Genomic DNA, 20098 nt, shown 5'->3' on the forward strand with positions numbered 1-20098 from the left:
CGTCCGTCCCGTGCTCAACACTGTGCCGATGACGCAGCGCGTGGAGCTCGCGACCGTGATGGACCGGCTGGCCGTGGAAAGCGTGATCACCGAGTACGCGGTGGCCGTGGACGACGGTGACTGGGCGGCGTACCAGGGACTGTTCACGGCGGACGGGCGGGCGGACTACCGTTCCGCCGGCGGCATCGAGGGAGACGCCGGCCAGGTCGCCGGATGGCTGGCGGAGAGCCTGGGGCTGTTCTCGATGCGGCAGCATCTGATCGTGAACCGGCGAGTGCGGTTCGGGGTCCTGGAGCAGGACACCGGGGACACCGCGCGGGTGCAGGCCGACTACGTCAATCCGATGCGGTTCGCGGGCGGCAACGACGGGTCCACGGCGCCCGACCTCGTGTGCGGCGGCCGGTACTCCTTCGGGCTGCTGCGGACCGCCGAGGGGTGGCGGCTGCGCGAGGTCGTCGTCCAGGAGAAGTGGCGTCGTATGCCCGACCCTCGCCCGGCTCCCCTGAGCGGCTGAGCCGAGGCCCCCTGTCCGGGAGCGGGTCCCGCCAGCCACACTGGAGGGAGCCGCTGGGTAGGAGGCGACGTATGAAGACGATCGACCGCTGGCTCGCCTCCCCGTGGCGTCGGTCCGCCACCGCCGTGACCGCGGGCGCGCTGCCCGTGTTCGCCTTCCCCGCGCCCTCGCTGTGGTGGTTCGCGTACGTCGCCCTGGTCCCCTGGATCCTGCTCGCCCGCTCCGCCCCGACCGGACGGCGGGCGGCGTACGACGGCTGGCTGGGCGGGCTCGGGTTCATGGTGGCGGTGCACCACTGGCTGCTGCCCAGCCTGCATGTCTTCATCTTCCTGATAGCGGCGCTGCTGGGAGCTCTCTGGGCGCCCTGGGGCTGGCTGGTGCGCCGCTTCCTGGGCGGGGTGCCGTCGCCGGGCCGGAGCGCGGCCGCCCTGGTGGTGCTGCCGTCGGGCTGGCTGGCGGTGGAGCTCGTCCGGTCCTGGCAGGGGCTCGGCGGTCCCTGGGGCATGCTCGGGTCCAGCCAGTGGCAGGTGGCGCCGGCGCTGCGGCTGGCCTCGGTGGGCGGTGTGTGGCTGCTCAGCTTCCTGGTGGTGGCCGTCAATGTCGCGGTCGCCGTGCTGGTGGCGGTGCGTGAATCCCGCATACCCGCTGTCGCCACGCTCGTCGCCACGGCGGCGGCGACCTCGGCGGCCTGGGTGTGGTCGCCTCGCCCGGACGTCGACGGACGGGTCCGGATCGCCGTCGTACAGCCCGGCGTCATCAAAGGGCCCGACCAGCGCTTCGACCGGGAGGAGCGGCTCACCCGGCAGCTCGCCGGGCAGGACGTCGGCCTGATCGTCTGGGGCGAGAGCAGCGTCGGCTTCGACCTTGGCCACCGGCCGGACCTGTCGCGGCGGATCGCGGCCCTGTCCCGGCAGACCGGTGCCGACATTCTGGTCAATGTCGATGCCCGCCGCTCCGACCGCCCGGGCATCTACAAGAGCTCGGTCCTGATCGGCCCGGACGGCCCCACCGGCGACCGGTACGACAAGATGCGGCTCGTCCCCTTTGGTGAGTACATCCCGGCGCGCTCCCTGCTGGGCTGGGCCACCTCCGTGGGCAGGGCGGCGGGCGAGGACCGGCGGCGCGGCACCGAGCAGGTGGTGATGAACGTCGGCCACGGGCTGCGTATCGGCCCGATGGTGTGCTTCGAGACCGCGTTCCCCGACATGAGCCGTCATCTAGCCGAGGACGGCGCCGACGTACTCCTCGGCCAGTCCGCGACGTCGACGTTCCAGCAGAGCTGGGCCCCCGAGCAGCACGCCTCGCTGGCCGCGCTGCGCGCCGCCGAGACCGGCCGTCCCATGGTGCACTCGACGCTGACCGGTGTCTCCGCCGTCTACGGCCCGAGCGGAGAGCGCCTGGGCCCGTGGCTCGGCACCGACGCGAGCACCGCCCGGGTGTACGAGGTGCCGCTGGCCCATGGCATCACGCCGTACGTGCGCTACGGCGACTGGCCGGTGCACGGCGCCCTGCTCGTGCTGGCCGCGCTGTGCGCGACCGAGGGCGTGCGGGCGGTCAGGCTGCGCCGGAGCGCTCCTGAACCGCACGTACCACCCGCTCGCAGAGTTCGTGAGTTGCCAGTGCGTCACGGGCGCTGAGCACCTTGCCCGCGCGCACGGCGTCGAGGAACGCGAGCGCCGCCTGCTCGATGCCGCGCTGCCGGGCGACCGGCACCCAGTCCCCGCGCCGCCGCACCGTCGGCTGCCCCTTGTGGTCGATCACCTCGGCGAGGTTGACCACCTGGCGCTTGGTGTCCTGGCCGGAGACCTCCAGGATCTCCTCGGCCGAGCCGCTGAGCCGGTTCATCACGCCGAGCGCGGTGAAGCCGTCCCCGGCGAGCTGGAGCACGACGTGGTGGAGCAGCCCGTCCTCCAGGCGGGCGCGCACGGTCACGTCGTCGACCGGGCCCGGGACCAGGAAGCGCAGTGTGTCCACGACGTGGATGAAGTCGTCGAGGATCATCGTGCGGGGCTTCTCCGGCAGCCCGATGCGGTTCTTCTGCATCAGGATCAGCTCGCGCGGGTGGTCGGCGCACTGCGCGTACGCGGGGGCGTGGCGCCGGTTGAAGCCGACGGCGAGGGAGACGTTCCGCCGCTCGGCGAGCTCCACCAGGCGCTCGGAGTCGGCGAGTTCGTAGGCGAGCGGCTTGTCGACGTACGTCGCCACGCCCGCCTCCAGGAGCCGGGTGACGATCTCGGGGTGCGCGACGGTGGGCGCGTGCACGAAGGCGGCGTCGAGGTCCTGGGCGAGCAGGGAGTCCAGACTGCCGTGCCGCCGGTCCGCCGGAAGGTGGAGGCTGTCGGCGACCCGGGCGAGAGTCTCGGGTGTCCGGGTCTGCAGATGGAGTTCGACCCCCGGCTGCACTGCGATTACCGGCAGGTACGCCTTCTGCGCGATGTCGCCGAGTCCGATGCAGCCGACCTTCACGGCTCTCCTCCAGCGGTTGCCCGGTCCGTGGTGTCCCCACGGTGCCTCCTCGGAAGCATAGCCGTCGCCCCTTGCGGCCCGGCTGCCGCAGGCCGACAGAAAACTCCTGGTGGGAGCAGGCGAGTTGAGCAAGGATGAGGGCATGACAAACGAGCGCCCCGAACCCGCCCAGAACGCCGACGAACGCACCATGCTGGAGGGTTGGCTCGACTACCACCGGCAGACCCTGGCCTGGAAGTGCGAGGGTCTGACCGACGCGCAGCTGCGGACCGCGTCGGTGGAGCCGTCCGAGCTGTCGCTGATGGGCCTGGTGCGGCACATGGCGGAGGTGGAGCGCGGCTGGTTCCGTAACGTGCTGGTGGGCGACGACTTGGACTCCATCTACTTCACCGAGGAGGATCCGGACGGCGAGTTCCACCTCACCGAGTCGGACACCTGGGAAGAGGCGTACACCACCTGGCAGGCCGAGATCGAGGCCGCCCGCCGGGCTGCGGTCGGCTTCGGTCTGGACGACCTCTCCAAGAGCACGAGCCGCCGCACCGGTGAGCCCTTCAGCCTGCGCTGGATCTACACCCACATGATCGAGGAGTACGCCCGGCACAACGGTCACGCCGACCTGGTCCGTGAGCGGATCGACGGAGCCACCGGGGACTGACGTCAGCCCGGGGCCGCCAGCGCCCCTCGTACGGGGCGAGAGATCACTCATGCGGGGCATCTTCCGCCGGTCCCCTGTTCCCGGGCGGGCGCCGACGCAGCAGAGTTGCGCGGGTGCATCGAACGACGACCACCGCAACGCTTCTGGTCACCGTGGCCGTCTCGGCCCTCTCCGGCTGTGTGACGGTCCAGCGGACGTCGGCACCGGGGCCGCCGCCGGGAGGGGCACCGTCGCGGGCCCTGGTTGCCCGGTCGGACGGCAGCGCGGGACCGAGAGCCGTGCAGGCGCCGGCGCGGGAGGCGCTGGAGATGGTCGGCCCGCCCCGGCGGCCGGCGCGCCTGCGCACCCCCACGCCATCCCCTCCCACGCCCCGGTCGGCGCCCCACCGGGCCCCCTCGCCGAACGCACACCCTCGGCCGCGGCCGCACCGTGAGTCCCGGGACCAAGCGCCCGTCGGCATCGCGGATGTGCCCGGGTCCGTGCCCAGGACGTCCGACGTGTGTGCGCTGGGCACGCAGTACGGTGGCTGGCGGGCGGACAGCCCGGAGGCGGCGATCTGCCGGCAGACGTACGGGCACTGACCCGGCAGACGCACGGGTACTGACTACGTCGGTTGCCGACGGGGTGGGCCCCAGGGGTCTCCGCCCGGCGGGTCCGCCTCGCCCAGCCGCAGTTCCAGCCGGATCATCGCCGCTCTGACCCCGTCGCCGTAGCTGTCGTCGGCGAGTGCCCCGGCCGCGCCGCGGGCCCGGCGCAGATGGATGCGGGCGGCCTCGGAATGGCCCAGTTTCACGTAGTCGGTGGCGAGGTTCAGGTGCAGGGAGGGGTAGAAGGTGTGCAGTGCCGTGGGGCCCTCACTGCCGGCCGCGAGTTCCTCCGCCGCGGACAACGCCCTCAGGTCCCAGGCCAGTTCGTCCGAGGGATCGTCCTGGGTGTCGGCCAGGTAGTGGGCCAGCGTGCAGCGGTGCACCGGGTCCCCGTCCTGCCCGACCTCCGCCCACAGGTCCAGCAGACGGCTCCTGGCCTCCTCGCGGTCCCCGCCGTGATGGAGCATGACGACCTGCCCGATCCTGGTCAGCACGGCGTCCGGCGCCGTCTGCTCCTGCCGCTCCGCCACCGCGTCCTCCAGGCTGATCCGAGAGACAGGCCCCGTCGGCCGTCCGTCCAGACGCTAACCGGCGGCACCGGCAATCCCGGTCAGGCGGCCCCGCGTACGACACGGGGCCGCCCGCGCGGCGGTCAGCCCAGGTTCGGGATCGTCCAGTCGATCGGCTCGTGGCCCTGCGCCGCGACCGCCTCGTTGATCTGCGTGAACGGTCGGGAGCCGAAGAACTTCTTGGCGGACAGTGGTGAGGGGTGTGCGCCCTTGACCACGACGTGCCGGGTCTCGTCGATCAGGGGCAGCTTCTTCTGCGCGTAGTTCCCCCACAGGACGAAGACCGCCGGGTCGGGCCGGTCGGCCACCGCGCGGATCACCGCGTCCGTGAACTTCTCCCAGCCCTTGCCCTTGTGCGAGTTGGCCTCGCCTGAGCGGACGGTGAGCACCGCGTTGAGCAGCAGGACGCCCTGCTGGGCCCACGGCATGAGATAGCCGTTGTCCGGGATCGGCGTGCCCAGCTCCTCCTTCATCTCCTTGTAGATGTTGCGCAGGGAGGGCGGGGTCTTCACCCCGGGCCGGACCGAGAAGCACAGGCCGTGCCCCTGGCCCTCACCGTGATACGGGTCCTGGCCGAGGATCAGGACCTTGACCTTGTCGTACGGCGTGGCGTCCAGCGCGGCGAAGACCTCCTCACGCGGCGGGTAGACGGGACCCTTCGACCGCTCCTCCTCGACGAACTCCGTCAGCTCCTTGAAGTAGGGCTGCTGCAGCTCGTCGCCCAGGGCCCCGCGCCAGGACTCGGGCAGCATGGCGATGTCGGTCACGTCAACGTCCTCACGATGTGTGGTCACTTGCAGGTGGTGCAGGTCTCAGAACCTACAGGCGACCACTGACATCGGACCCCGGCTCCGGTGAACGCACCGGCTACCAGCTGGTCTTCCGGAACAGCTCCCACACCATCATGATCGCCGACGGGTCGAGCGACCGCTCCGCGCCGGAGATGTCGGCGCTCGTGGCCAGGTACTGCTTGCCCTGCCACAGCGGCAGCAGCCGCGCGTCGTCCGCCAGGATCGTCTGGGCCTGCCGGAACTCCTTCACCACCTTGGCACGATCGCTCTCGCGGCGGGAGGCGGGCAGCAGGTCACCAGTGATCTTGGGGGACTCGTAGGGCGTGCCGACGGCGTTCTGCTCGCCGACGAACGGCGCGATGAAGTTGTCGGCGTCGGGGAAGTCGGGTGACCATCCGCGCCCGAACACCGGGTACTGGCCCTTCTGGTAGCCCAGCACGTACTTGTTCCAGGCGCGACCGTGCAGCGTGACGGTGAACAGGCCGGAGGTCTCCAGCTGGCGTTTGATCTCCTGGAACTCCTTCGCGGTCGCCGAGCCGTAGCGGTCGGTGGTGTACCAGAGGGTGAGAGGAACCTTCTGGGTGATGCCCGCGTCGGTGAGGATCTTGGCGGCCTTGGTGACGCTGGGGTCTCCGAAGTCGTCGAAGAAGGCGGTGCTGTGCCCCGTCAGGCCGGCCGGGACCATGGAGTACAGCGGCTCGACGGTGTCCTTGTAGACCCGGTGTGCGATCTCGCTCCGGTTGATGAGCTGGGCGATGGCCCTGCGCACGGCCGTCTTGCCGGCCCAGGGGTCCTTCGGGTTGAACACCAGGTACTCGATCTCGTTGCTGGGCCCGTCGATGACGTCGATGTCCTTGGTGCTCTGGGCCTGGAAGGAGATGACGTCGTCGGCGGCAAGGCCGCGGAAGGTGAGGTCGAGCTTCTTGTCGCGCAGGTCGGTGGCCAGCGAATGCGAGTCCTGGTAGTAGCGGATGGTCACCGCATCGTTTCTGCGCTGAGCGGCTCCCTTGTAGCTCTTGTTCGCGACCAGTACGGCCTGCTTACCCTCCTGGTAGGACTGCAGGTCGTACGGCCCGGACCCGAGCACCTTGCCGTCCTTGCGCAGCGCGTCGGCCGGGTACTCCGCGGGATCCACGATCGACATGCCGGGCGTGGCCAGGACGAACGGGAAGGTGGCGTCCGGCTCTTTCAGGTGGAAGACGACCTCGCGGTCACTCACCGCCTGGACCCGGTCGAGGCTGCCCAGCAGACCGGCGGGGCCGGTGCTGACGTCGATCTTCTTGATCCGGTCGATCGAGTACTTGACCGCCTGTGCGTCCAGCTTGTGCCCGTTGGAGAACGTCAGGCCCGAGCGCAGCTCGCAGGTGTACACGGTGTTCGACTGTGTGAACGTGCACTTGTCGGCCGCGTCGGGCTGCGGCGTGCTCGCGCCGCCGGGGTAGCTGAGCAGGGTCTGGTAGATGTTCCGGAAGAGTTCCCAGGACTGGTCCCAGGAGGCCGCCGGATCCAGGGTGCTGGGCGCGCTGGTGGTGCCCACCACGATCGGTCCGCCGCTGTCCTGGTCGCCGTCGGAAAAGACGCTGCATCCGGTCACCAGGGATATGGACGCAACCGCCGCCAGTGTCTGCAGGCATCGGTTCCGGTTGAACAACGCGCACGCTCCTCGATCCGCCATACCAAGGGTCGGCAGACCATACCGCAGGGACACGCCGGGGGAACCAGGTTCGTACCAGGGTCTTGATCAAGTTGTTCATGACGACGTTGTCATCCTCCTCGACCCCTCTCGCGGAACGACAAAGGCGCCGTTTCCGTCAAGGAAACGGCGCCTTTGTGCACCCGATCGTTACGCCCGGAAGAGGAACCGGACGAGGGGCCGGACGAGGGGTCAGACCACCCCGGCATTCAGAAATATGCCGCCGTCGACGACGAGCGTCTGCCCGGTGATCCAGTCGGACTGCACGGAGGTGAGGAAGGCGGCGGCGCCCCCGATGTCGGAGGGCACGCCGAGCCGGGCGAGCGGGTAGGCCGCGGCGGCCTCCGCCTCCCGGCCCTCGTACAGAGCCTGGGCGAACTTGGTCTTCACGACGGCCGGGGCGATCGCGTTGACCCGCACCTTGGGCGCGAACTCGTGCGCCAGCTGCTGGGTCAGGTTGATCATCGCGGCCTTGCTGACGCCGTACGCGCCGATGAACGGCGAAGGTGCGAGGCCCGCGATCGAGGCGATGTTGACGATCGCGCCGCCGTTGTCCTTCTGCCAGGCGTGCCAGGTCTTCTGGGCGAAGCCGAGCGCCGAGATCACGTTGGTCTCGAACACCTTGCGCGCGACGTCCAGGTCGAGGTCGGCGATGGGTCCGAACACCGGGTTCGTACCGGCGTTGTTGACCAGGAAGTCGACGCGGCCGAAGGCCTCCATGGCGCGCTCGACGGCCTCGGTCTGGTGGGCCAGGTCGTGCGCCTTGCCCGCGACGCCGATGACCCGGTCGGAACCGAGCTTCTCGACGGCCTCCTTGAGGGCGTCCTCGTTGCGGCCGGTGATGACCACGCGGTCACCGCGCGCGATGAGCGCCTCGGCGACGCCGTAGCCGATGCCGCGGCTGGCGCCCGTGACGAGCGCAACCTTGCCGGAGAGTTCAGGCAGTTCAGTCATGTCCGTGTTCCTTGAGTTCCTTGGCTTCCTTGGCTTCCTTGGCTTCCTTGGCTTCCTCGGATCGCCCGGTACCGGCTAGTCGAGCGGTCCGCCGGCGACGTACAGCACCTGACCGGAGACGAATCCGGCCGCCTCGGCCGTGAAGAAGGCGATCGCGTTGGCGATGTCCTCGGGCTCGCCGACGCGTTGCACGGGGATCTGGGTGGCGGCAGCGGCCTTGAACTCCTCGAAGCCCATCTTGACGCGCTCCGCGGTGGCCTTGGTCATCTCGGTGGCGATGAAGCCGGGGGCGACGGCGTTGGCGGTGATGCCGAACCTGCCGAGCTCGATGGCGAGGGTCTTGGTGAAGCCCTGCAGACCGGCCTTGGCAGCGGAGTAGTTGGCCTGGCCGCGGTTGCCGAGCGCGGAGGACGAGGACAGGTTGACGATCCGGCCGAAGCCCGCGTCCACCATGTGCTTCTGGACGGCCTTGGTCATCAGGAACGAGCCGCGCAGGTGCACGTTCAGGACGGTGTCCCAGTCGGAGGCCGTCATCTTGAAGAGCAGGTTGTCGCGGAGCACACCGGCGTTGTTGACGAGGATCGTCGGCGCGCCGAGCTCGTCGGCGATGCGCCCGACGGCCGCCTCGACCTGCGCCTCGTCGGAGACGTCCGCGCCGACCGCGATCGCCCGGCCGCCGGCCGCGGTGATCTGCTCCACGGTGTCCTTGCATGCGGCCTCGTCGAGGTCGACGACCGCGACCGCGCGCCCCTCGGCGGCCAGTCGTACGGCGGTGGCGGCGCCGATGCCGCGCGCACCGCCGGTGACGATGGCGACCCGCTGGTCAGTGGTGGACATTGCTGCTTCTCCTCGCCCTTGAGAATTCCCCAGCCGCGCTGAGCGACCGCTTAGTACCTTCGATACACGTGACGCTAGAAGCCCTGGCACCCGGTGTCAACGGCACACCGGGTGCGTGTGATCCATTACCTCACCAGGAGGTCCAGCAACCGCTCCGCCTCGGCCGCCGGATCCGTGGTCAGACCCGTGTGGACGGATCCGGGCTGCACGACCGTCGAGCGCGGCGCGATCAGCCAGCGGAAGCGCCGCCCCGCGTCGTCCTGGGCCGCCGGTCCCGCCGCCGCCCCGCCGGCGCACACGCCCTCGACGGCCCCGAGCGTGGCCCGCACGCCCGCCACGTCCGCGTCCGGGTCGAGGGCCAGCAGCCTGGCCTCGTCGAGGTGGGTACGGGCGCCGATGTAGCCCTTGGCACGGCAGTACACGACCACGCCCGCGTTGATGCACTCACCACGCTCGACACGGGGTACGACCCGCAGCAGCGCGTACTCGAAGACGTCCCGGCCACCCCCCTGGCCCGCCCTGGTGATGTATCGCTCGGTCACATGGCCGGCCATGTGGATGTAGTGCTCGCTCACTTGCCCCCCTCGATGCCGGTGACGCGCTCGTGGATCACGGCGGCCCGCGCGAGCAGGGGACGCGCATACGCCCGCCGGAGGTCGTCCGGTCGGTCGAAGCCGCGCTCGTCGGCCAGCCAGGCGTCCGGGATCTCGGCGGTGACCTCGGCGAGGAGGTCCTCGGTGACCAGAGGGGCCAGTTCGGCGGCGGCGCCCGCGACATCGGGGCCGAAGCGGACGAGCGCGTGGTCCGAGGCGTCGTACGGCCGGGCCGCGGAGGCCTCGGCGCCGGGCCAGTTGTGGTGCCAGATCATGGTCGCGCCGTGGTCGATGAGCCACAGCTCGCCCCGGTGCATCAACAGGTTCGGATTGCGCCAGGAGCGGTCGACGTTGTTGATCAGCGCGTCGAACCAGACGATCCGTCCGGCCTCCTCCCGGCTCACGCGGAAGGCGAGCGGGTCGAAGCCGAGGGCACCGGAGAGGAAGTCCATACCGAGGTTGGTGCCGCCGCTGGACCTCAGCAGCTCCTGCACCTGCTGGTCCGGCTCGCCGAGCCCCAGCACCGGGTCGAGCTCGATCGTCACGAGGCCGGGCATCCGGAAGCCCAGGCGGCGGGCCAGTTCCCCGCAGACGACCTCGGCCACCAGCGTCTTGCGGCCCTGCCCCGCGCCGGTGAACTTCATGACGTACGTGCCGAAGTCGTCGGCCTCGACGAGCCCCGGCAGCGAGCCGCCCTCACGCAGGGGCGTGATGTAGCGGGTCGCGATGACTTCCTTGAGCATCGCCCCAGGTTACTGGGGAGTCGGCGGGTCCCCGACCGACAGCGGAACGACAGCTCTGGCTTACGGCCGTCTGATCCCGAAGACGCCAGGATCTCGACACCGTCTGAACAGGTGGTGCCCGCAGACCGTACCCCTGGACGGATCACGAAAAAGCTCCGCGGAAGGGAACCCCCACATGACCAGCGCATCGCCCAAGCCCGTAGCGGGACCGGCCCGCCGTACCGTCGTGGCGGCGGCCGGAGCAGCGGGGCTCGCCGCCGCGCTGACCGCCTGCGGATCGGGCGACGACTCCTCGAACTCCTCCAGCGTGTCCGGTTCGTCCGGCACCGCCGGTTCGACCGGTGGTACCGCCTCTCAGGACACCGGTTCGGGCACCAGCGGCTCGGGCGGCGGAGACAACGCCGCGGCCGGCTCCGGCACCGCGCTCGCCAAGACCTCGGACATCCCGGAGGGCGGCGGCAAGATCTTCAAGGACCAGGGTGTCGTGGTCACGCAGCCGACGAAGGGCACCTACAAGGCGTTCACGTCCAAGTGCCCGCACGCCGGGTGCGCCGTCGGCAGCGTCGCCAACGGTGTGATCGTCTGCCCGTGCCACAACAGCCAGTTCTCCGTCACGGACGGCAGCCGCAAGGCGGGCCCCGCGACCACGGGGCTCACGGCCGCGAACATCACCGTGTCCGGGGACGAGATCAAGCTCGCGTGAGCCTCAGGCGCCTCGGCGTGGACGCTTGAGGCATCCGAGCACCTCGTCCGTGGTCGCGACCGTGGCGACCAACGCGAGGGTGTTGCGGATCATCGCGGGGGTGTAGTCGGAGGGCACCCCCGCGATGGCGTCCCGCGGCACGACGGCGGTGTAGCCGCGGTTCACCGCGTCGAACACCGCGTTGGGTATGGCGACGTTGGCCGAGACACCCGTGACGATCAGCGTGCGGCAGCCGAGGTTGCGCAGCAGCGCGTCGACGTCGGTGCCCTGGATGGGCGACAGCCCGTGCAGCCGTCGTACGACGAAGTCCTCCTCGGCGACCTCGATCGGGGCGGCGACACGCACCGCGGTGGTGCCGGACAGCTGCTGGACGGGAAGCCGTTCGGCGGCGCGGAACAGCCGGGCGTTGCGGTTGGCGCCCCGGCCGTCCGGCCGGCGCTCGGCGACGGCGTGGATCACCTGGACCCCGGTGTCGTGCGCCGCGGCGACCAGCCGGGCGACGTTGCCGAGGGCACCCGAGGCACGGGCCTCGCGGGCGAGCTCGGGCAGCGCGCTGTCGGGACCGACAACCCCCTGCTGGCACTCCACGGTGAGCAGCACGGTGCTCGCGGGGTCGAGGAGTTCTCCGAGCTCTTCGTACGACGCCATGAGGCCCCCTTTCGCCGAGGTGCGGAGCGGGCGAGACTAGCCACCATTGCGCCCGAACGGAAGACGAATCATTCTTTTCTGACGTGATGTCAGAGGATCTGGGCAACGACAAGACCTGGACCGTATCCTCTGGCACGACGTGGGAGAAGAGGGGGCCGCATGACCGTCACTCAGCGCAGGGGCCGGAAGATCATGATGACGCCGGGCGAGCTGGACGAATTCCTGACCACTCAGCGCACCTGCCGGGTCGCCACCGTGTCCGCGGACGGCGCACCGCACGTGAGCGCGCTGTGGTTCGCCTGGGACGGCAGGTCGCTGTGGCTGTATTCGGTGGTGCGCAGCAAGCGCTGGACCGAGCTGAGCCGTGATCCGCGGGTGGCGATCGTGGTGGACTCGGGCGAGGAGTACGACCAGCTGCGCGGCGTCGAACTGTCCGGAGCCGTGGAGTTCGTGGGCGAGGTGCCGCGCACCGGGGAGCTGTGCGCCGAACTCGACACCGCGGAGACCCTGTTCGCGCGCAAGAACTTCGGTCTGGACGAGATGCCGCACGACGGCAGGCACGCCTGGGCACGGCTGACGCCGGAGAAGGTCGTCTCCTGGGACTTCCGCAAGCTGGGCGCCGCGTAGGGACGTTCAGCCGTCCCGCGCAACCGCGTAAGGGCGTTCGGCCGTCCCGCACAAGGACGTTCAGCCGACGGTGGCGGCCGCCTCCCGCAGCGCCTCGGCCGCCGCGCGGATCGACGGGCGGCGGTCGGCGTCGGCCCGCCAGACGACGTACACATGGCGGCGCACGCGCTGCTTGAGCGGGACCATGACGACGCCGGCGGGCACCGGGTGCCGCCCCAGCACAGGTGCGATGCACACGCCCAACCCGGCGGCCACCAGGCCGAGTTGGGTGTGTGTCTCGGCGGCGCGGTGGCCGACGATCGGCTCGACGCCGCGCGAGCGCAGCGTGAACATCAGCCACTCGTGGCAGAACTCGCCCTCGCCCCAGGTGATCCACTCGTCCTCGGCGAACTCCCCGAGGTCCACCTCGTCACGGTCCGCGAGCCGGTGGCCGGACGGCATCGCCACATCGGCCGGGTCGTCGAGGAGGGGCGCCTGCACGAGTCCGTCCGGGAGCGGCATCGGCTTGTTGTACCAGTCCAGGACGACCGCGAGATCGAGGTCGCCACGGACGACACCGGCGATGCCGTTCTCGGGTTCCAGCTCGCTGGAGCGCACCCGCAATGCCGGGTGCCGGGTGCGCAGGGCCGCGAGCGCGGTGGGGAACAGGCCGCGGGCCGCGGTCGGGAACGCGGACAGCCTCAGTTCGCCGACGACCTGCCCGCGGTGCGCCTCCAGATCCGACTGGGCCAGCTCCACCTGGGAGAGGATCCGCGCCGCGTGCTCCGAGAGCAGCCGCCCCGCGTCCGTGAGGCGCACGCCCCGCCCGTTCTTGGCGAGGAGCTGCTGCCCCACCTCCCGCTCCAGCTTCCCCATCTGCTGCGACACCGCGGACGTGGTGACGTGCAGCGCCTCGGCCGCGCCGCTGACCGAGCCGTGCCGGGCGAGGGCGTCGAGGGTGCGCAGGCGCTCCAGGTTCAACATGTAAGCAATACTACGAGGTATCCAGCGAAGATTCTCGATTGTGCTACGAGGTTGTCTGCAGCATCGTAGGGTCCATGAGCACCGTCACCACCCCCCGCGCCGAGGCCGGCACCGTCCGGCAGCCCCGCGCCCGCCTCGACTGGCGGCTCCGCTTCGGCGCCCTGTCCCTGATCTGGGGCTTCAGCTTCCTGCTCATCAAGGTGGGCACGGAGGGGTACGCGCCTTTCCAGGTCACTCTGGGGCGTCTGGTGTTCGGTACGGCGGTGCTCGCGGCGGCGATGGCGGTGAAGCGGGAGCGGCTGCCCCGCGGTGCGCGCACCTGGGGTCACCTGGCGGTCGCCGCGTTCCTGCTGAACGCCCTGCCCTTCTCGCTCTTCGCCTACTCGGAGCTCACGATCCCGTCCACGCTGGCGGGCATCTGCAACGCCACGTCCCCGCTGTGGGGCATGGCGCTGTCCCTGGTCGCACTCTCGGAGGACCGCCCGACGCGGGTTCGCTTCGCCGGCCTCGGCGTCGGATTCCTCGGCGTGCTGACGGTGCTGGGCGCGTGGCAGGGGTTCCACGGCCTGGATGCCACGGGTACGGCGATGGCTCTGCTCGCCTCGCTCAGCTACCCGGTCGGCTGGATCTACGTCCGGCGGACGCTGGCCGGGTCGGGGCACTCGCATCTGTCGATGACGGGGGCGCAACTGTTGTTGGCCACGGTGCAACTGGCCGTTGTGACACCGCTGTTCACTTCGGTTCCGGACCACTTCTCCCTTGTTCCCCTGCTCGCGGTCGCCGCGCTGGGCGCGCTGGGGACCGGACTGGCCGTCCTCGTCCAGTACGGGCTCGTCGCCGAGGTCGGCCCCACGACTGCCCAGATGGTGACCTACTTCATCCCGGTCATCGCGACCGCGGCGGGGGTTGCCATTTTGGGGGAGGCGCTTCGGTGGACCACTCCGGTGGGGGCGGTGATCGTTCTTGCCGGGGCGGCGCTTACTCAGGTCAGGCGGGGCGCCTGACGGGGTGGGGTGCGTGGGGCGTGCGCGACTGCGGGTCGCATGTGGCTGGTCGCGCCCACGCGGCGGAGCCGCATATCGAACACGGCCCCGCGCCCCTGAGTCGGCCGGCCTTCACTACACATAAGTCCGGACCGGTGCCGGGCCCACCGCTGCCGCTACCGCCTCCGCCAAGGGACCGGTCTCCTCCGGCGTCAGTGTCGAGACGGTGATCCGGATGGCCGGCGGAGCGCTCAGACGGAAGCGGGCGCCCGGGGAGACGGCCCAGCCCGCGTGCAGGAGGCGGGCGACCGCGCCGGTCTCGTCGGGGACCGGTACCCAGACGTTCATGCCGCTGCGGCCGTGGGCCAGGACGCCGCGGTCCGCGAGCGCGTCGATCAGCAGGTCCCGGCGGGTCCGGTACGCCGCCGCCACCGCCGGTCCGTCCACCGCGCCGTCCGTCCACAGCCGGACCACCGCGCGCTGCAGCAGACGGCTCACCCATCCCGGTCCCAGCCGCTGCCTCCCCCGCACCCGGTCGACCGTGACGGAGTCGCCGGTGAGGACGGCGAGGCGGAGGTCGGGGCCGTACGCCTTGGCGACGGAGCGGACGAAGGCCCAGTGCTGGGTGACGCCCGCGAGGGGGTGCAGGGGCAGGTCGACGATGCCGTGGCCGTGATCGTCCTCGATCAGCAGGGTCTGCGGGTGTTCACGCAGGACGGCACGCAGGGCACGCGCGCGCGCGGCGCTCACCGAGGCGCCGGTGGGGTTCTGGGCGCGGTCGGTGACGATCAGAGCGCGTGCTCCGGAGGCGAGGGCGGCACGCAGGTCCTCGGGGCGCGGGCCCTCGTCGTCGACGGCCACGGGGACGGTACGCAGCCCCAGCGCCGGTACGAGGTCGAGGGTCCGGCCCCAGCCGGGGTCCTCGACGGCGACGGCGTCCCCCTGCTTGAGGTGGGCCGCGAGGACGCGCTCCACGGCGTCCAGCGATCCCGAGGCCACGGTGAGCGGGCCCTCGGGCACCCCGTCGGCGTCGAGCTCGGCCCGCGCGATCCTGGCCAGCTCCGGCTCCATGGGCTCGGCCCCGTACAGCACCGGCTCCCGGTCCCCCTCCTCCGCCGCCGCCGCGAGGGCGGGCGCCAGCGGTGGGAGCAGCGCGGGGTCGGGGTTGCCGCTGGACAGGTCCCGCACCCCGGCCGGCACGGCCACGTGCAGCTTCTCGCGTCCTGTCGTGGCCGGCTTGGGCCGGACACGGCTGCCCCGGCGCCCTGCCGTCTCGATGACCCCGCGCTCGCGCAGGGTGCGGTAGGCGGCCGCGACCGTATTGGGATTCACTCTCAGTCGGGCAGCCAACTCCCGCATGGGCGGCAGCAGTTGGCCCGGCTCCAGCTCACCGGCGCCCACCGCGCGCTCGACACTCGCCGCGATCTCCGCTGCGCCGCGGCCTTCGATCGGATACTCTCCTAGCACAAAGCCTATTATGCACTAGTGCAATGGAGAGCGCCATGCAGGGGACCCAGCAGACACCGCCGCGGCCCGCCGCCTACACCGCGACCGACCGCACCGTCCCCACGCGTGCCGCGGAGAAGGCGTCGTACGACAAGGAACTGGTGCACGCGATACTCGACGAAGGCTACGTCTGCCACCTCGGCTTCGTCCGTGACGGCGCGCCCGTCGTGCTGCCCACGCTGTACGGGCGGGTCGGCGAGCGGCTGTACGTGCACGGCTCCACGGGGTCGCGCCCGTTGCGGATGACGGGCCAGGCCGATCCGGGGCTCCAGGTCTGCCTGACGGTCACCCACGTCGACGGCCTGGTGCTGGCCCGCTCCGCGTTCCACCACTCGATCAACTACCGCTCCGTGGTGGTGCACGGCACCGCCCACGAGGTCACCGACCCCGAGGAACGGCGACTGGCATTGGACGCGCTGGTCGACCACGTCGTACCGGGCCGTGCCGCCGACTCGCGGCCGGGCAACAAGAAGGAGCTGGCCGCCACCGCGGTGATCCGCCTCGATCTGAACGAGGTCTCCGCCAAGGTCCGCACCGGCGGCGCGAACGACGAGCCCGAGGACCTGTCCCTCCCCCACTGGGCCGGCGTCGTGCCGCTGCGCAAGGGGTTCGACGCCCCGGTCGCGAACGCCGACCTGGCCCCCGGCATCGAGCTCCCCGACTACCTCAGGGCGCGGTCATGCTGATCCACCCCTGGGACGCGCCCCGCGACGACGGCGAATGGCAGACCTGGCTGGCCGCCCACGACTTCGGCCAGCTCGCGGTCAACGGCCTGCCCGGCGAGCCCCCGTTCGTCCAGCCGCTGCACTTCGCCTACGACGCCGGCCGCGGCGAGGCCGTCACCCACCTCGCCCGTCCGAACCCGCTGTGGGCCGCCCTGGAGGCGAACCCACAGGTCGTGCTGAGCGTGGTGGACGACTACGTCTACGTGCCCGGCCCCTGGCAGGCCGCGCCGGACGGCCCGCCCGAACACGGCGTCCCCACGAGCTTCTACGCCGCCGTCCAGCTCCGCTGCACGGCCCATGTCGTGGACGACCCGGCGCAGAAGGCGGATCTCCTCAACCGCCAGCTCGGCCACTTCCAGCCGGAGGGCGGCTCGTCACGGGCGACACCCGACGAGGCACCGTACGGCCGCCTGCTGTCCGGCATCCGCGGACTGCGGCTCGAAGTGACGGACGTGCGGGCGAAGTTCAAGTACGCGGGCAAGAAGCCGGAGGAGATCCAGGACCGGATCGCCACCGCGCTGGCGGGCCGCGGGGGGCCGGGGGACGCGGCGGCGCGGGAGCACATGGTGCGGCGGCGCGGGGCGTGAACGAGCGAGGTGGGCACGGGGGCCCGTGCACCTGCCGCGCCCCTTCTCGCCCCGTCACGCGTCACACGAGCACCGGCTCCTCCTCCGGCTCCTTCTGTGTCGCACGCGCCCCGCGCGCCTCCGTCACCGCCAGCCCCGCGACCGAACCGAGCATCAGCAAGGTGCCGGTCATGGTCGACGCCGTCAGGCGCTCGCCGAGGAGGGCGACGGCGAGGACCGCGGCGCTCACCGGCTCCAGGAGCATGATCACGGAGACGGTGGCCGAGCGCACGGCCGCGGCGCCCGCGAAGTACAGGGCGTAGGCGAGGGCCGTGGGAATCGCCGCGATGTAGAGCAGCAGCCCCAGGATCCAGGCCGGGTCGGCGGTGTGCGGCACCAGGCCTTCCGCCAGGGCGAACGGCAGCAGGCACAGGCTGGTGACCGCGAACGCCCACACCGTCGTACCGGAGGTGTCGGTGCCGCCGTGGCGCCCCCACCACCGGGTGAGCAGTGTCATGGCGGAGTAGCCGGCCGCGGACGCGAGCGCGAGCAGTACGCCCGCCGGACGCACGGTGGCGCCCGAGCCGCCGAGCGTCAGCACGGCCAGCCCGGTAAGCGCGCCGGCGACTGCGGCGGCCCCGCCGCGGCCGAGCCGCTCGCCCAGCGCGAGGCGGGCGCCGAGCGCGATGAGGACGGGTCCGGCGCCCAGGGTGACGACCGTCGCCACGGCGAGCCCGGTGGCCGACACGGCGGCGAAGTAGGCGGTCTGGAAGACGGCGAGGCAGAGACCGGTGGCCACGGCCTTGCGGGCCCTGCGGCCAAGCGGCTCGGGTACGGCCGGACGGGCGGCGGAGCGCAGCAGCCGGCCGGCGAGCAGCAGCACGAGCCCGGCCGCGCAGCGCCAGAAGGACAGGGTGACGGCGCCCATGTCACTGGTCCGGTAGACCAGCGAGGCGGCGGCGCCCGCGGTGCCCCAGGCGGCACCGGCGACGATCAGATACAGGAGGCCACGCCCGATGGGCAGGCCAGAGGCAGCATTCGACACGAATTGTCTCCGCAGATGTGCAGAAGTACGGGAAGGCGACCCGCTCCAGCGGGGCGCGCGGACTTCTTCTGCGGGCAGCACCGTCCCGCCCGGCGAGGTGCCGAGCGTGATGTCCCGGAGGCCCGCCTCAGGCGGCCGGAGGCGGAAGGACGAGTGCGTTCGAAGGCATGTCAGGCACCCTATGCCGCGGTTTCGCGGGCGAGCGACTCGCTCTCGCGACCGCCGCTCGCCACCGGCTCCGGGGAGCTCTTGGCGGGCGCCGAGGACTGAGCGATGAACGCGCCGACCAGGACGACCGCGCCGCCGACGACCTGCGGGGCGGAAAGGTGCTCGCCGAGGAGCACCCAGGCCAGCACGGTCGCGACGACGGCCTCCAGACACGCGACGACTCCCGCTACCTGCGGGGACAGCCGTCGTACGGACACCACGCCGGTGACGTACGCGAGGACCGTTGCGACCAGGACGATCCAGGCCAGCAGTGCGGCGGCCGGGACCGGGGTGCCGTTCATGTGGGCGGTCCCGGAGAGGACGGACCAGTCCATGGCCCAGGGGCGGGCGACGGCGGTCAGGACCAGGGCGCCGAAGAGCAGACCGTACGCGATCACTCCGAGGGGGTCCGGCGCCTCCTCGCCCGCCTCGCTGCCCTGGTCGGCCAGGACGAAGTAGCCGACCTGGCAGCAGGCCGCGCAGAGCGCGAGCAGCAGCCCCAGCGCGTCGAAGCTCAGCCCCGACCACACCTCGACGACGCAGGCGAGGCCGCCGGCCGCGAGGACCACACCGAACGCGGCGGCACGCGTCACCGGCCGCCGCTGCACGAACCGCACCCAGCCGAGCACCAGGGCGGGGGCGAGGTACTCCACAAGCAGCGCGACCCCGACCGGGATGCGCGAGATCGCGGCGAAGTAGCAGGCCTGCACACCGGCCACGGCGAGCAGTCCGAACCCGGCGAGGAGCGCGGGGCGTCGGCGCAGCAGAACCCGGTGGCGCACGGCGAGCGGCAGCATCACCAGCGAGGCGCCGGCCACTCGCAGCCACACCACGTGCAGCGGGTCGAGTCCCGCCTCGATCAGCGGCTTGGCCGCGACACCGGACCCGCCGAAGGCGAGCGCCGACGCGACCGCGAGGCCGAGCCCGACGCCCTTCCCACGGCTGCCTTGACTGCTCTCAGACATATGCACCGGCACATGATGACAGGCGACGACATGAGCGTCACCCCCAATGGCACCTGTCTCATCGGCTGGACGGGACCGGCGCGGCCGTCGCTCTTCAGCGGGCCGCCCCGCCGTCCCCCGCGTACTCGCCCGAGTGGCTGTCGATCCGCGCGAGCAGGTCACGCACCATGACCCCGGCACGTCCGAGCACCTCGACGGCCCGCGCCTGCGGGTCGGCGACGATCCCCGCCAGCAGATCGGTGCACCGGGCCCGTGCGTCACCGCGGCGCCCGGCGCGTCCGCGGGCGTGCTCCATGGCGGCCGCAGCCAACGGTGACCAGCCGTCGGAGTCCCTCGCTGCGGCGTCCCTGTATCCGGCGTCCCCGGATCCGGCGTCCTTCGGATCACCGCTCTTCGCCACGGGTATCGCACCGGAGTCCTCCACGGTGCTCTGCCAGCGCAGGCCGTAGCCGATGCTGCGCTGCACGAGGTAGCCGAGCAGGCGGGCGATCTGCGGGGCGTCGCCGATCACGGCGCGCACGTCGGGGTCGGATTCAAGGAGCGAGTGCAGCAGGTGGGCGGTGTCGATCTGCCGGTCCCCGTCCCGAACGGCCCTGCGGCGGGCACCGGCGACCACCGCTGCCAGCTCGGCGCCGAGCCCGGCATCGTCATCCGGCCGGCGGACGCCCTGGTCGTGCGCGGACTGGCGGGGAATACGGGGGTGCACACCCCCTACCCCATCAGTCTCTCCGGCCGAGGTCATCCCCGAGGGGAAGCAT

The 20098-nt window shown here is 71.6% G+C and carries 22 protein-coding genes; 8 read left to right on the forward strand and 14 right to left on the reverse strand.

From position 1 onward, the window contains the following. Positions 1-28: 28 nt before the first annotated feature. Together ACIPSA_RS32955 and lnt are read left to right on the forward strand one after the other, a co-directional pair. Positions 29-514, forward strand: a complete 486-nt coding sequence (locus ACIPSA_RS32955) for a nuclear transport factor 2 family protein (protein ID WP_402641123.1) — start codon at positions 29-31, stop codon at positions 512-514. A gap of 71 nt (positions 515-585) precedes the next feature. Next, positions 586-2151 carry an apolipoprotein N-acyltransferase gene (gene lnt, locus ACIPSA_RS32960; protein ID WP_402641126.1) on the forward strand — a complete coding sequence of 522 codons (1566 nt, stop codon included), beginning with the start codon at positions 586-588 and terminating at the stop codon, positions 2149-2151. Here lnt and ACIPSA_RS32965 read toward each other — a convergent pair. Next, positions 2069-2980 (reverse strand): Gfo/Idh/MocA family protein, encoded by a 912-nt coding sequence (locus ACIPSA_RS32965; protein WP_402641128.1) that lies wholly within the window; start codon positions 2978-2980, stop codon positions 2069-2071. The genes lnt and ACIPSA_RS32965 overlap by 83 nt on opposite strands. Before the next feature lie 142 nt (positions 2981-3122). Here ACIPSA_RS32965 and ACIPSA_RS32970 point away from each other — a divergent pair, with 142 nt between their 5' ends. Beyond that, a complete protein-coding gene (locus ACIPSA_RS32970; protein ID WP_402641131.1) occupies positions 3123-3635 on the forward strand; it encodes a DinB family protein in 513 nt (170 codons plus the stop codon). A 604-nt stretch (positions 3636-4239) separates the two neighbouring features. Here the strand turns inward: ACIPSA_RS32970 and ACIPSA_RS32975 are convergent. The 7 genes from ACIPSA_RS32975 to ACIPSA_RS33005 all read right to left on the reverse strand — a co-directional run bounded on the left by ACIPSA_RS32975 (position 4240) and on the right by ACIPSA_RS33005 (position 10402). Next, positions 4240-4752 carry a hypothetical protein gene (locus tag ACIPSA_RS32975; RefSeq protein WP_402641134.1) on the reverse strand — a complete coding sequence of 171 codons (513 nt, stop codon included), beginning with the start codon at positions 4750-4752 and terminating at the stop codon, positions 4240-4242. A 122-nt stretch (positions 4753-4874) separates the two neighbouring features. Next, on the reverse strand, positions 4875-5558 hold the full coding sequence (locus ACIPSA_RS32980) for a uracil-DNA glycosylase (protein WP_402641137.1): 684 nt from the start codon (positions 5556-5558) through the stop codon (positions 4875-4877). 100 nt (positions 5559-5658) lie between these two features. After that, a complete protein-coding gene (locus ACIPSA_RS32985; RefSeq protein WP_402641140.1) occupies positions 5659-7233 on the reverse strand; it encodes an ABC transporter substrate-binding protein in 1575 nt (524 codons plus the stop codon). A gap of 234 nt (positions 7234-7467) precedes the next feature. After that, positions 7468-8229 (reverse strand): SDR family oxidoreductase, encoded by a 762-nt coding sequence (locus tag ACIPSA_RS32990; protein WP_402641143.1) that lies wholly within the window; start codon positions 8227-8229, stop codon positions 7468-7470. A 75-nt stretch (positions 8230-8304) separates the two neighbouring features. Continuing rightward, on the reverse strand, positions 8305-9066 hold the full coding sequence (gene fabG / locus ACIPSA_RS32995; RefSeq protein WP_402641146.1) for a 3-oxoacyl-ACP reductase FabG: 762 nt from the start codon (positions 9064-9066) through the stop codon (positions 8305-8307). Positions 9067-9191: 125 nt separating this feature from the next. Beyond that, positions 9192-9641, reverse strand: coding sequence for a DUF3037 domain-containing protein (locus ACIPSA_RS33000; protein WP_402641148.1), 450 nt, complete (start codon positions 9639-9641; stop codon positions 9192-9194). Then, a complete protein-coding gene (locus tag ACIPSA_RS33005; protein ID WP_402641151.1) occupies positions 9638-10402 on the reverse strand; it encodes a HipA family kinase in 765 nt (254 codons plus the stop codon). The genes ACIPSA_RS33000 and ACIPSA_RS33005 overlap by 4 nt, the downstream gene beginning before the upstream one ends. A 175-nt stretch (positions 10403-10577) precedes the next feature. Between ACIPSA_RS33005 and ACIPSA_RS33010 the strand changes: the two genes are divergently transcribed. After that, the gene (locus ACIPSA_RS33010) at positions 10578-11105 is read left to right on the forward strand and encodes a Rieske (2Fe-2S) protein (protein WP_402641153.1); all 528 of its coding nucleotides are present in this window, start codon (positions 10578-10580) and stop codon (positions 11103-11105) included. A 3-nt stretch (positions 11106-11108) separates the two neighbouring features. Here ACIPSA_RS33010 and ACIPSA_RS33015 read toward each other — a convergent pair whose 3' ends face one another. Then, complete coding sequence (locus ACIPSA_RS33015; RefSeq protein ID WP_402641156.1) at positions 11109-11753, reverse strand: cysteine hydrolase; 645 nt, start codon at positions 11751-11753, stop codon at positions 11109-11111. Positions 11754-11912: 159 nt separating this feature from the next. On the opposite strand from ACIPSA_RS33015, the gene ACIPSA_RS33020 reads away from it, so the two are divergent. Then, a complete protein-coding gene (locus ACIPSA_RS33020; RefSeq protein ID WP_402641159.1) occupies positions 11913-12380 on the forward strand; it encodes a pyridoxamine 5'-phosphate oxidase family protein in 468 nt (155 codons plus the stop codon). Positions 12381-12440: 60 nt separating this feature from the next. Here ACIPSA_RS33020 and ACIPSA_RS33025 read toward each other — a convergent pair whose 3' ends face one another. After that, complete coding sequence (locus ACIPSA_RS33025) at positions 12441-13343, reverse strand: LysR family transcriptional regulator (protein ID WP_402641162.1); 903 nt, start codon at positions 13341-13343, stop codon at positions 12441-12443. 74 nt (positions 13344-13417) lie between these two features. Between ACIPSA_RS33025 and ACIPSA_RS33030 the strand changes: the two genes are divergently transcribed. Then, a complete protein-coding gene (locus tag ACIPSA_RS33030; protein ID WP_402641165.1) occupies positions 13418-14347 on the forward strand; it encodes a DMT family transporter in 930 nt (309 codons plus the stop codon). Positions 14348-14461: 114 nt separating this feature from the next. Here the strand turns inward: ACIPSA_RS33030 and ACIPSA_RS33035 are convergent, their stop codons facing one another. After that, positions 14462-15793 carry an aminotransferase class I/II-fold pyridoxal phosphate-dependent enzyme gene (locus ACIPSA_RS33035; protein ID WP_402641167.1) on the reverse strand — a complete coding sequence of 444 codons (1332 nt, stop codon included), beginning with the start codon at positions 15791-15793 and terminating at the stop codon, positions 14462-14464. Between the two features lie 35 nt (positions 15794-15828). Between ACIPSA_RS33035 and ACIPSA_RS33040 the strand changes: the two genes are divergently transcribed. Together ACIPSA_RS33040 and ACIPSA_RS33045 are read left to right on the forward strand one after the other, a co-directional pair. Next, positions 15829-16518, forward strand: a complete 690-nt coding sequence (locus ACIPSA_RS33040; RefSeq protein ID WP_402641170.1) for a pyridoxamine 5'-phosphate oxidase family protein — start codon at positions 15829-15831, stop codon at positions 16516-16518. Further along, positions 16512-17144 carry an FMN-binding negative transcriptional regulator gene (locus ACIPSA_RS33045; RefSeq protein WP_402641172.1) on the forward strand — a complete coding sequence of 211 codons (633 nt, stop codon included), beginning with the start codon at positions 16512-16514 and terminating at the stop codon, positions 17142-17144. Before ACIPSA_RS33040 ends, ACIPSA_RS33045 begins: the two co-directional genes overlap by 7 nt. Before the next feature lie 61 nt (positions 17145-17205). Here ACIPSA_RS33045 and ACIPSA_RS33050 read toward each other — a convergent pair whose 3' ends face one another. The 3 genes from ACIPSA_RS33050 to ACIPSA_RS33060 all read right to left on the reverse strand — a co-directional run bounded on the left by ACIPSA_RS33050 (position 17206) and on the right by ACIPSA_RS33060 (position 20046). After that, on the reverse strand, positions 17206-18168 hold the full coding sequence (locus ACIPSA_RS33050) for a DMT family transporter (RefSeq protein ID WP_402641175.1): 963 nt from the start codon (positions 18166-18168) through the stop codon (positions 17206-17208). Between the two features lie 179 nt (positions 18169-18347). Beyond that, positions 18348-19352 carry an EamA family transporter gene (locus tag ACIPSA_RS33055; protein WP_402641177.1) on the reverse strand — a complete coding sequence of 335 codons (1005 nt, stop codon included), beginning with the start codon at positions 19350-19352 and terminating at the stop codon, positions 18348-18350. Between the two features lie 82 nt (positions 19353-19434). Next, entirely contained in the window at positions 19435-20046 is a 612-nt protein-coding gene (locus ACIPSA_RS33060; RefSeq protein ID WP_402641179.1) for a Clp protease N-terminal domain-containing protein, read from the reverse strand. Between the last annotated feature and the right edge of the window lie 52 nt (positions 20047-20098).

Source organism: Streptomyces sp. NPDC086549 (assembly GCF_044746205.1).
Classification (GTDB): Bacteria; Actinomycetota; Actinomycetes; order Streptomycetales; family Streptomycetaceae; genus Streptomyces.